The organism is Thermoanaerobacter sp. YS13 (assembly GCF_000806225.2).
GTDB lineage: Bacteria > Bacillota > Thermoanaerobacteria > Thermoanaerobacterales > Thermoanaerobacteraceae > Thermoanaerobacter > Thermoanaerobacter uzonensis.
In genome coordinates this window covers 1,004,825-1,016,913 of record NZ_JOOI01000001.1, presented here as the reverse complement: position 1 = coordinate 1,016,913, position 12,089 = coordinate 1,004,825, and the positions used below count along the sequence as shown (strand labels likewise).

Below are 12,089 nucleotides of genomic sequence, written 5' to 3'. Positions count from 1 at the left end.
AGAAACCTTTTTTGTATAAAGGATGATAGTTATGAAAAAAAATGAAATTGTGTTGGAATATATAAAAAATTTACCTGAAGGTACTAAAATTTCAGTAAGAGGTCTTGCGCAGACTTTACATATAAGTGAAGGTACTGCTTACAAAGCTATAAAAGATGCAGAGAATTTAATGCTTGTAACTACGATTCCAAGAGTAGGAACTATAAGAAGAAAACAAAAAGATCCATTTTTTGATCGTCTTACTTATGAGGTTATTACAGATGTGGTAGAAGGTACAGTATTAGGTGGTCATGGGGGAATGAGGATGGAACTTCACAAATTCTTAATTGGAGCCATGACCATTGATGAAATGGTGAAGTACATATCACCCGGAGACCTTGTAATTTTGGGAAATAGAGAAGATGCACAGGAAGCGGCTTTGAAAGCAGGGGCAGCAGTGATGATTACAGGAGGTTTTGATACATTACCTCATATAAAAGAACTGGCGGATAAGCTTTCATTGCCGCTTATATCTACTTCTTATGATACTTTTACTGTAGCGACTCTTATAAACAAGGCGATCAATGAAAGTATGACACGGAAAAAAATTTTGTACGTCAGCGATGTAATGACATATAATCCAATTTATATGACGCCTCAACAAACAGTAAAAGATTGGAAAAAATTATATACAGAGACTAAACATACAAGATATCCCGTTGTTGATTCTAAAGGTATATTAGTTGGTATGGTAACTTCAAGAGATATTGCCACTGCATCGGATGATGATAGAATTGGGAGTATTATGACTCCTAACCCTGTATTTGTAACGGATACTACTACGCTTTCTTATGCAGCCCATCTAATGATATGGTGGAATGTAGAGATACTACCTGTGACTCGTGGCAAAGAATTGATAGGACTTATAAGCAGGGAAGATGTAATTAAGGCCCTACATTATACGACAAAACAGCCCCAGATTAGTGAAGCTATTCAAGATACAATTTTTAAAGATTTTGATATGGAAAAAATAGAAAATGGAGTAAAATTTAAAGGGAAGATCCCTTCGATGATGATTAACCAATTTGGTACAGTGAGTAGCAGTGCTTTGATGATGTTAATGTGTGAATCAGGTATTTTTGCTATAACGCAGAATAAAAGATATGATGCGGTTTTAGATAATTTCTCAGTTTATTTTATTAAACCCATGCGTACAGAAGAATTAATAGAAGTTTTCGCAAAAATAATAGAAGTTAGTAATAACTTTAGTAAATTGGAAATTCAAATCATTCATGAAAAAGAGGAAATTGCAAAGGCATTGATGTCTGTTAGACTTTCTAAAAGAATAAAGATGGTTTAGGTGGTTATATCATGTTTGTCCATTTGCACGTTCATTCTGAATACAGTTTACTTGATGGTTCTTGCAGAATTAAGGATTTAATTGCTAAAACTAAAGAGTTAAACATGAAAGCCATAGCTATTACAGACCATGGAGTGATGTATGGCGTAATAGATTTTTACAAAGAAGCAGTAGCACAAGGAATAAAACCTATCATAGGTTGTGAAATTTATGTAGCCCCTCGGAGCATGCAGAATAGAGAATATGGGATTGATAATGAAAACTATCACTTGGTGCTACTGGCTAAGGACATGGTAGGATATAAAAATTTAATGAAGATAGTGACTGTGGCTTCAATTGAAGGCTTTTATTATAAGCCACGAGTTGACAGAGAGTTTTTAAAAGAGCATAGTGAGGGGCTAATTGCTTTGACTGCTTGTCTTGCAGGAGAAGTTCCCTCTTATGTTTTAAGAGGTGAGTATGAAAAAGCGAAAGAGGCAGCACTTTTTTACGACTCTGTTTTTGGACGAGGGAATTTTTATTTAGAACTGCAGGACCATGGAATTTTAGAACAGCAAAAGGTAAATAAAGAGCTTATAAGACTATCCAAAGAGACGGGAATACCTTTAGTTGCCACTAATGATGTACACTATCTTGAAAAAAAAGATGCAAAAGCTCATGAAGTGCTTTTGTGCATTCAAACAGGGAAGACAATTGATGATGAAGATCGCATGTCTTTTCCAACTGATGAATTTTATTTAAAATCTCCACAAGAGATGGAGAATCTTTTTTCTTGTTGTAAAGAGGCCATTGAAAATACTGAGAAGATTGCAGACATGTGCAATGTAGAATTTGAGTTTAATAAAACGAAATTGCCCAAATACGATTTGCCAAAAGGCGTTGATTCCTATGAATATTTGAGAAAGTTATGTTATGAAGGATTGTACAAAAGGTATAAAAATCCAAGCAAAGAAGTGATTGAAAGATTAGATTACGAACTTTCTGTAATAAAGCAAATGGGATATGTAGATTATTTCCTCATAGTCTGGGACTTTATAAAGTTTGCAAAAGACAATGGGATTATGACGGGACCAGGAAGAGGTTCTGCGGCAGGAAGTTTAGTGGCTTATACGTTGGGAATAACCAACATAGACCCTATAAAATACAACCTTCTTTTTGAGAGATTTTTAAACCCTGAGAGGGTCAGCATGCCTGATATTGATTCAGATTTTTGTTATGAGAGAAGACAAGAAGTAATTGATTACGTTGTAGAAAAATATGGTAAGGACAATGTAGCTCAAATTATAACTTTTGGTACAATGGCGGCGAGAGCGGTTATAAGGGATGTAGGAAGGGCTTTAAATTATCCTTATGCAGAGGTAGATGTAATTGCAAAAATGATTCCTTTTGAATTGGGAATGACTATTGATAAAGCTTTATCTTTAAACCCTGAACTTAAAGCGCGATACGAAAATGAAGAAAAAGTAAAACAGCTTATTGATATTTCCAGGTCTTTAGAAGGTCTTCCTAGACATGCCTCTACTCATGCTGCAGGAGTGGTAATATCAAAAGAACCTCTTGTCAATTACGTGCCATTGCAAAAAAACGAAGATTCCATAGTGACTCAATTTCCAATGACCACCCTTGAGGAGTTAGGACTTTTGAAGATGGACTTTTTGGGACTGAGAACTTTGACAGTTATAAGGGATACAATTGAAATGGTAAAAAAGAACAAGGGTGTGACTATAGACTTTGATTCTATGGAGTACGATGACCCTAAAGTTTATGAACTTATATCAAAAGGGGAAACAGAAGGAGTTTTTCAATTAGAGTCTCCAGGAATGAAACAGTTTATGACAGAATTAAAGCCTAAAAACCTTGAGGACATAATAGCAGGAATTTCTCTCTATCGCCCCGGACCTATGGACCAAATTCCAAGATATCTTGCAAATAGAAATCATCCAGAGAGTATAGTCTATGATCATCCTCTTTTAAAGCCAATTTTAGACGTAACTTATGGTTGCATGGTGTATCAAGAGCAAGTTATGCAAATCGTGAGAGATGTCGCTGGTTACTCTTTGGGCAGGTCTGACTTGGTAAGACGAGCTATGGCTAAAAAGAAAATGGATGTAATGGAACAAGAAAGAAAGAATTTTATTTATGGGATAGTTGATGAAGAGGGAAATGTGATAGTTCCAGGGGCTTTAAGAAATGGATTAGATGAGGCAACTGCTAATAAGCTTTTTGACGAGATGTTAGATTTTGCAAACTATGCTTTTAATAAGTCTCATGCCGCGGCTTATGCTGTTATAGCTTATCAGACTGCATATTTGAAAAGGTATTATCCTGGAGAATTTATGGCTGCACTTTTAAACAGTTTTGTGGATAACTTAGATAAAATTGCTTTTTATGTTCAAATATGCAAAAAAATGGGAATAAAAGTGTTACCACCTGATATAAACGAGAGTAATTCCTATTTTACAGTGGCAGAAGATAAAATAAGGTTTGGCCTTAGCGCAGTAAAAAATGTTGGCTTAAATATGACAATGGAAATTGTAAGCGAAAGAGAAAGAAATGGGAAATTTAAATCTGTAATTGACTTTTTTGAGAGGATGCAGGACAGTCAATTAAATAAAAAAGCAGTGGAAAGCTTAATTAAAGCAGGAGCTTTTAGCTCTTTTGGTGTACGCCGTTCTCAACTTTTGTCAGTATATGACAAATTAATGGAAAATATAAAGAGAAATAGAAATAATAATTTAAATGGGCAGATTTCTTTATTTGGCGAAGTAGAACAAAGTCATGGTGTGGAATTTGAATTTCCTGATTTAGAAGAATTTTCTAAAAGCAGATTGTTGTCTATGGAAAAAGAAACTTTAGGTCTTTATATAAGTGGGCATCCTTTAGAAGAATATGTGGATGATATTCCTAAAATTACTAATGCCACTACTTTGGATTTTAAAGTTAGCGAAGAGGAAATGTTTCAACCTAAATTGCAAGATAACCAAGAAGTGGTGATAGCAGGAGTTATAGCTACAAAAAAAATTAAATTTACAAAAAGTAATAATATGATGGCTTTTGTCACAATTGAGGACTTGTATGGAACTGTAGAAGTAATAGTATTTCCAACTGTATATGAAAAGTATTCCAGTATAATAAAAGAAGACAGCCCGGTTGTAATTAGGGGAAAGGTTAGTTTAAAGGAAGAGGAAGAGCCTAAAATTTTATGTGATGAAATTAAGCCGTTGTCTCAAGCGATAGTGAAAAAACTTTATCTTAATTTGCAGGATTCTACAAAGATTGAGATTGTTAAGCAAATATTACGTAAAAATCCTGGTAATATGCCGGTAGTTCTAAAGCTTAATAGTAAAAAATTATTGGTTGCTAATAGAGACTTGTGGGTAGATGGAAGTAAGGAATTAATTAAACAATTGTATGCTGTTTTAGGAGAGGAAAATGTCAAAGTAATTTGAAATAGGCATTTGCAAATTTTTGAGTTGATAACTGCAAAAAAATAGATTAAAATATAATTTAGAAATACTAAGGAGGCCGTTTTATGTGGACGGTAATATACATGGCACAAAATATGGAGACAGCAGAAAAAGTCAAAGACGTTTTAACAAAAGAAGGTTTCCTGGTAAAATTGCGTCCACTTAATAAAAAAATAGATAGAAAAGGTTCTTATTGTGAAGTGTTAGTTCCAAAGGCAGAAGCTCAAGATGCACAAAGTATTATTATTGAATATGGCTTATAATTTTTTGCCCGAAAGGGCTACTTTAACGAAAATGGGACAACTAAAGTCCATGTGGGATAAAATGAGGAGGTAAACTATGAAGACGATTGGTATACTTACAAGTGGTGGAGATGCACCAGGGATGAACGCAGCTATAAGGGCTGTGGTAAGGGCAGGAATTTATTATGGGCTTAAAGTAAAAGGCATTATGAGGGGATATGCAGGGCTAGTAGAGGATGAAGTTATTGATTTAAATCTTTCTTCAGTAGGAGATATATTGCAAAAAGGTGGTACTATTTTGAGAACTGCTAGATGTGAAGAATTTAAGAAAAAAGAGGTGCGCAAAAAAGCTTACGAAACCCTTCAAAAACATGGGATAGAGGGTCTCGTTGTAATTGGAGGAGATGGATCTTTTAGAGGAGCACAGCTTTTAAGTGAAGAATGGAATGTAAATACAATTGGGATTCCAGGTACAATTGATAATGACATACCTTGTACAGATTATACAATAGGGTTTGACACCGCTTGCAATACTGTCATTGATGCAATAAATAAAATAAGGGATACTGCTACTTCCCATGAAAGAGCAAATATAATAGAAGTGATGGGAAGAAATGCGGGTTACATTGCTTTGTATGCTGGTCTGGCTGGTGGAGCAGAGATGATTATACTTCCTGAAGTGGAATGGAGCATCGATGAACTTTGTGATAAGATCACTTACGGGATAAAGAGAGGGAAGCTTCACCATATAATTGTCCTTGCAGAGGGAGTTATGAGCGCTCCAGAACTAGCGAAAATGATTAAAGAAAGGCTACCAAAATTAGACTTAAGGTATACTATTTTGGGGCACATTCAAAGAGGTGGAGCCCCTACAGTGATGGATAGGGTATTGGCAAGTCAAATGGGAGCAAGAGCAGTGGAATTGCTTTTAGAAAATAAAACTAAGAGAATAATAAGTATACGAAACAATCAAATTGTAGACGATGATATAGATGAAGCCCTTTCCATGAAAAAGGAGTTTAACAGAAAACTTTATGAGCTCAGCAAGATATTGTCTATATAAATAAATTTTAGGGAGTGAAGGTATGCGCAGAACAAAAATAGTGTGTACAATAGGACCTGCCAGCGAAGACTATAATATACTAAAAAAATTAATTGAGAAGGGTATGAACGTTGCTCGATTGAATTTTTCTCATGGAGATTTTGAAGAGCATGGGGCAAGAATTGACAATATTAAAAAGATAAGAGAAGAATTAGGGTTACCTGTTGCTATTTTGTTAGATACTAAAGGTCCAGAAATAAGGACAGGAAAGTTTAAAAATGGCGGAGTGGAATTAAAAGAAGGACAAACTTTTGTCATTACGGCAAGAGATGTATTAGGAGACGAAACTATATGTAGTGTATCCTATAAAGGGTTGCCTCAAGATGTGGAAAGAGGTAGCCGCATACTAATTGATGATGGGTTAATTTCTCTAAAGGTTGCTGATGTTAAAGGAGAAGATATAGTTTGTATTGTAGAAAATTCCGGTCCTGTAAAAGACCATAAAGGAGTAAATGTTCCAGGAGTAAAACTTAATCTTCCTGCTTTGACTCAAAAAGATGTAGATGATATAGAATTTGGAATTCAAAAGGGCATTGATATGATTGCCGCTTCTTTTGTTAGAAAGGCAGCTGATGTTTTGGCAATAAGAAAACTTTTAGAAGAAAATAACGCAGAGCATATTTTAATTATTGCCAAAATAGAAAATCGCGAAGGAGTAGAAAATATAGACGAAATTATAAAGGTTTCAGATGGAATAATGGTAGCAAGAGGAGATTTAGGTGTTGAAATTCCTCTTGAAGAAATACCAATCGTTCAGAAGATGATTATACAAAAATGCAATAAAGCAGGAAAACCTGTAATCACTGCAACTCAAATGTTAGACTCCATGATGAGAAATCCAAGACCTACAAGGGCTGAAGTTACAGATGTAGCAAATGCTATTCTAGATGGTACAGATGCTATAATGCTATCAGGGGAGACAGCTCAGGGTAAATATCCTGTAGAAGCTTTTGAAACAATGGCAAAGATTGCAGAAAAGACAGAGGCTTATGTAGGATATAGAGATATCATTGATAGAAATATTGATACAAATATTTCTATTACAAATGCTATAAGCCATGCAACTTGTACTACTGCAAGAGATATAGGAGCAGCTGCTATAATAACTTGTACTAAATCTGGTTATACGGCGAGAATGGTATCAAGGTACAGGCCTCAAGCTCCGATTATTGCTACTACTCCAAGCGAAAGTGTTGCAAGGAAACTCTCTATAGTCTGGGGAGCATATCCTTTAGTTACAGAAGAGGTTTCTACTACAGATGAAATGATAGATGTCGCAATACAAAGTGCTTTAAATGCGGGACTTATAAGAAATGGCGATATCGTAGTAATTTCTGCAGGAATCCCTGTAGCTATGACAGGCACCACCAACATGTTGAAGGTACATATAGTAGGAGATGTTTTGTTGAGAGGAATAGGTATAGGTTCTAAAGCGACTACAGGTGTTGTATGTGTCATTAATGATATCAGCAAAGATAAAGATAAATTTAGAGAAGGCGATATAATAGTAACTGCAAAGACGGAAAGAGATTTTATGCCTCTTATAGAGAAAGCTTCTGCTATAATCACAGAAGAAGGAGGGCTTACTTCTCACGCTGCTATTGTGGGATTAAACTTAGGAATCCCTGTAATTGTTGGGTGTGAAGGAGCAACTTCTAAACTCAAAGATGGCATGATTGTAACGGTTGACACAGTTAGAGGATTTGTGTATAAAGGAATTGTAAATATTAAATAAGACAAGATTTCCTCTTGTCTTTCCTTTCTTTTTAAGGAGTGATTAAGTCATGCATGTATGGGATGCAGAGATAAGGGTCCGATATGGAGAAACGGACAAAATGGGTATAGTTTACTATTCTAATTATTTTAATTGGTTTGAAATTGGGAGAACGGAGTTTTTTCGTTCTTTAGGTATGTCCTATAGAAGTTTAGAAGAAAAAAATGTAATGCTACCTGTAATTGACGCTCAGTGTAAATATTTTTCTTCTGCTTTATACGATGACCTTATAGTAATAAGAACACGATTAGAATTTATAAAAGGAACTCGTCTTAAATTTTTATATGATATAATACGCAAGGAGGATAACAAACTTTTAGCACAAGGTTATACAGAGCATCCCTTTACAAATCTTGAAAAAAAGCCTATCAACTTAAAAAAAGTAATGCCAGAGGTTTATGAAATGCTTGCAAAATGCTGTGATTAAAATTTATAAAAAATGGTATAAAATACTATAAAAATGAGTTATAATAATATAGTAGGGTAACCGATTTTTTCTCAATACACTTTCTAAGTGTATTTTTTCTTTTTTATTTATAACAAACGTTTGCGCAAAGTTGTGACTTGAGATAAAATAGAGATATAAGACGGAGGTGTTTTTAGATGAATAAAAAAATTGTAGCAATATTATTTTTAATAATTTTTTCAATAACTATTTTTTCAGGGTGTTCTTCTGATGTTTCTTATGTAAAAATTCAGCACTTAACTGCTAATGAAGCATCACAGGCACCTGGCAAAGAGGATACTTGGGCATCTGCTCAAAAACAAGGCATTGGAACTGCAAATAATGATGTTTCAAAGGTATGGTTTACTTTGACTCATGGTGCAATATCAGAAGTTTACTATCCCACGATTGATATGGCTAATAGCAAATTTTTGAAATTTTTAGTAACTGACGGAAAAAGTTTTGTCTCTGATGAGACAAAGGATACAGTGAGCAAAGTTGAGAAACTCAACAATAGGTCTTTAGCATTTAAGCTAATAAATACTGATAAACAGGGAAGATATAGGATTACAAAAGAGATATTCACTGATCCTAGAAGGAATTCTGTTATTATGAAGACAACATTTGAAGCATTAAAAGGGAATGTAAAAGATTATAAATTTTATCTTGTTTATGACCCTCATATTGCTAATCAAGGTAAATACAATGAGGGGTATGTTATAAAGGCAAATGATAAGGAAATTCTTATAGTACATAGAGAAAAAATATATTCAGCTTTGACAACTGATGTAAAATGGAAAGGGTATTCTATAGGATATAATCAGGTGAATGACCCTATATCAGATTTAGAAAAAAACAAAACTATGACACAACATTTTGATAAGGCAAGAGGGAATATTATTGAAGGAATAGAGATAGATTTAAGCGATAAGACAGAGTTTAAAACAGTGCTTTCTTTTGGAGAAAGTGAAGAGGAGGCAGCAAAAACTGCTTTGAGTACATTAAAGGACAATTATGATAAAATGATTGGCATATACATTGCTGAGTGGAATAAATACTGTGATGGACTTAAGGATTTTAAAGGGAAAGCTAATGAGTTATACTACACGAGTATGATGATTTTAAAAGCCAGTGAAGATAAGACTAATAAAGGTGCCTATATTGCTTCTCTTTCAATTCCATGGGGTGAAGGTCAAGGAGATGAAAATAAAGGGGGATATCACTTAGTTTGGGCAAGAGACTTGTATCACATCGCTAATGCCTTTATTGCAGCTGGAGACAAAGATTCTGCTAATAGAGCCTTAGACTTTTTAACTATGGTAGTAGAGAAAAATGGGTTTATTCCACAAAATACCTGGATAAATGGGGAGCCTTATTGGAATGGCATCCAAATGGATGAGCAAGCAGACCCTATAATACTGGCATATCAGCTAAAGCGGTATGATTTGTATGAAAAATTGGTAAAACCTCTTGCGGACTTTATTACAAAAATTGGCCCCAAAACAGGGCAAGAAAGATGGGAAGAAGCAGGGGGATATTCACCTGCGACAATGGCAGCTGAAGTTGCGGGACTTGTATGTGCTGCGGACATAGCAAAACAAAATAAAGATATGGAAAGTGCACAAAAATATTTGGATAAGGCTGATAAATGGCAAAAGTTAATTGATGAGCTGACTTATACAACAAAAGGACCGTATGGAAATGGACAGTATTACATAAGAATAGCAGGACTACCGGATCCAAATGCAGACTTTTTAATAAGCATCGCTAACGGTGGTGGAGTCTATGACCAAAAGGAAATTATAGACCCAAGTTTTCTTGAATTGGTACGGTTGGGAGTAAAACCTGCCAATGACCCTAAGATATTAAGCACTATTTATGTAGTAGACAACCTCATAAAAGTTAATACTCCAAAAGGTCCTTGTTGGTATAGGTATAATCATGATGGCTATGGAGAGCCCTCTAAAACAGAACTATATCATGGCACAGGTAAAGGAAGATTATGGCCTCTTCTTACTGGTGAAAGAGGTATGTATGAAATAGCGGCAGGTAAAAGTGCTGATGAATACCTTAAGGCAATGGAGAATTTTGCAAATCAAGGCTATGTGTTGTCTGAACAAGTTTGGGAGGATACAGGACTTCCTACAGATTCTGCATCGCCTCTTAACTGGGCTCATGCAGAGTATGTAGTATTGTTTGTTTCAAATATAGAGCATAAAGTTGCAGATATGCCTCAAATAGTTTATGATAGATATGTGTTAGGAAAAAATAATGGGGATGTGTTATCCCCTATATTTTTTTGCTATATAAAAGGTATAATAATTGTGAAGGAGGCGTTTTTGAATTGCACGACATAAAAGTAGGGGAAAAATACGAGGTATATATTGACAATATGGCCCATGAAGGCCAAGGAGTTGGAAGAATTGAAGGAGTGGCTGTCTTTGTAGAAGGAGCATTGACAGGAGAGAGGGTCGTCGCACAAATAGATAAAATTTCTAAAAATTACGTTATAGGTCATGTAGTAGAAATATTAGAAAAGTCCCGTGATAGAGTTAAGCCTTTATGCCCTCATGCATATAAATGTGGTGGCTGTTCACTGCAGCATTTAAGCTACGAAGGGCAGTTAAAATATAAAACACAAAAAGTCAAAGACAATTTAGAAAGAATAGGCAAAGTGTATACAAAAGTCCAAGATACCATAGGGATGGAAAAGCCTCAGCGGTATAGAAATAAAGCACAATTTCCAGTTGGAATGGTTGAAGGGAAAGCTGTTACAGGTTTTTATGCTCCTCGTTCTCATGACATTGTGCCTGTGGAAAGCTGTATGATACAGCATGAGATTAGTGATGAGATTGCTAGGATTGTAAGGAATTGGATTAGAAAATACAACATATCTGTATATGACGAAAAAACAGGAAAAGGTCTGATAAGGCATATTGTCACAAGAGTTGCTTTTAAAACTGGGGAAGTTATGGCTGTTATTGTGATTAATGGAAGGGACATACCATATAAAAAACAACTGATTGATGCTTTAAAAGAAGAAATAAGGGGGCTTAAAAGTATAGTAATAAATATTAATACCAAAAAAACTAATATGATTATGGGGGAGGAAAATATAACTATTTACGGAAGCAATAACATTATTGACTATATAATAGACACAAAATTTGAAATATCTCCTTTGTCATTTTTTCAGGTAAATCCTGTTCAAACAGAAGTCTTATACGGAAAAGCCCTTGAATATGCTGATTTAAAAGGTGAAGAGACTGTAATAGATGTATATTGTGGTATAGGGACTATATCTTTACTTGCAGCAAAAAAGGCAGGCTTTGTCTATGGTATTGAGGCTGTTCACCAGGCAGTAGAAGACGCAAAGAGAAATGCTTACATAAATGATATTAAAAATGTTGAATTTATTTCAGGAGATGCGGAAAAAGTAATGCCTGAGTTGGCTGATAAAGGAGTTAAAGCAGATGTGGTTATAATGGATCCTCCAAGAAAAGGATGCGACACACCTGTTTTGGAAGCGATTATAAAAATGAATCCGAAAAAAATTGTATACGTCTCTTGTAATCCTTCCACATTAGCACGGGATTTAAGATATCTTGAAGACTATGGATACAAAACGATAGAAGTTCAGCCTGTTGATATGTTTCCTTATACGTATCATGTGGAAAGTGTGGCGTTGGTGTTGCCTTCAACTTTTTAAAGACATATCAA

Annotated in this window: 8 protein-coding genes; all 8 read left to right on the top strand. The window is 34.9% G+C overall.

Features of this window, described 5'->3' with window-relative positions:
* Window positions 1-31: 31 nt before the first annotated feature.
* Window positions 32-1,339 carry a DRTGG domain-containing protein gene (locus tag THYS13_RS05240; RefSeq protein WP_042833460.1) on the top strand — a complete coding sequence of 436 codons (1,308 nt, stop codon included), beginning with the start codon at window positions 32-34 and terminating at the stop codon, window positions 1,337-1,339.
* An 11-nt stretch (window positions 1,340-1,350) separates the two neighbouring features.
* On the top strand, window positions 1,351-4,788 hold the full coding sequence (locus THYS13_RS05235) for a DNA polymerase III subunit alpha (protein ID WP_042833459.1): 3,438 nt from the start codon (window positions 1,351-1,353) through the stop codon (window positions 4,786-4,788).
* 83 nt (window positions 4,789-4,871) lie between these two features.
* Window positions 4,872-5,069 (top strand): hypothetical protein, encoded by a 198-nt coding sequence (locus tag THYS13_RS05230; RefSeq protein WP_042833458.1) that lies wholly within the window; start codon window positions 4,872-4,874, stop codon window positions 5,067-5,069.
* 76 nt (window positions 5,070-5,145) lie between these two features.
* Window positions 5,146-6,111, top strand: a complete 966-nt coding sequence (pfkA, locus tag THYS13_RS05225; RefSeq protein ID WP_042833457.1) for a 6-phosphofructokinase — start codon at window positions 5,146-5,148, stop codon at window positions 6,109-6,111.
* A 22-nt stretch (window positions 6,112-6,133) separates the two neighbouring features.
* On the top strand, window positions 6,134-7,885 hold the full coding sequence (gene pyk / locus THYS13_RS05220; RefSeq protein WP_042833456.1) for a pyruvate kinase: 1,752 nt from the start codon (window positions 6,134-6,136) through the stop codon (window positions 7,883-7,885).
* Window positions 7,886-7,934: 49 nt separating this feature from the next.
* Window positions 7,935-8,351, top strand: coding sequence for a thioesterase family protein (locus tag THYS13_RS05215; RefSeq protein ID WP_042833455.1), 417 nt, complete (start codon window positions 7,935-7,937; stop codon window positions 8,349-8,351).
* Between the two features lie 176 nt (window positions 8,352-8,527).
* Window positions 8,528-10,726: a glucan 1,4-alpha-glucosidase gene (locus tag THYS13_RS05210; RefSeq protein ID WP_235603239.1), complete on the top strand. Its 2,199-nt coding sequence runs from the start codon at window positions 8,528-8,530 to the stop codon at window positions 10,724-10,726.
* Window positions 10,714-12,078, top strand: a complete 1,365-nt coding sequence (gene rlmD / locus THYS13_RS05205; protein ID WP_042833454.1) for a 23S rRNA (uracil(1939)-C(5))-methyltransferase RlmD — start codon at window positions 10,714-10,716, stop codon at window positions 12,076-12,078. Before THYS13_RS05210 ends, rlmD begins: the two co-directional genes overlap by 13 nt.
* The last annotated feature ends 11 nt before the right edge of the window (window positions 12,079-12,089 follow it).

Coding starts and splice junctions, on each gene's coding strand:
- THYS13_RS05210 (WP_235603239.1), top strand. CDS start 8,528: ATGAATAAAAAAATTGTAGCAATATTATTTTTAATAATTTTTTCAATA.
- pyk (WP_042833456.1), top strand. CDS start 6,134: ATGCGCAGAACAAAAATAGTGTGTACAATAGGACCTGCCAGCGAAGAC.
- pfkA (WP_042833457.1), top strand. CDS start 5,146: ATGAAGACGATTGGTATACTTACAAGTGGTGGAGATGCACCAGGGATG.
- THYS13_RS05215 (WP_042833455.1), top strand. CDS start 7,935: ATGCATGTATGGGATGCAGAGATAAGGGTCCGATATGGAGAAACGGAC.
- THYS13_RS05235 (WP_042833459.1), top strand. CDS start 1,351: ATGTTTGTCCATTTGCACGTTCATTCTGAATACAGTTTACTTGATGGT.
- THYS13_RS05230 (WP_042833458.1), top strand. CDS start 4,872: ATGTGGACGGTAATATACATGGCACAAAATATGGAGACAGCAGAAAAA.
- THYS13_RS05240 (WP_042833460.1), top strand. CDS start 32: ATGAAAAAAAATGAAATTGTGTTGGAATATATAAAAAATTTACCTGAA.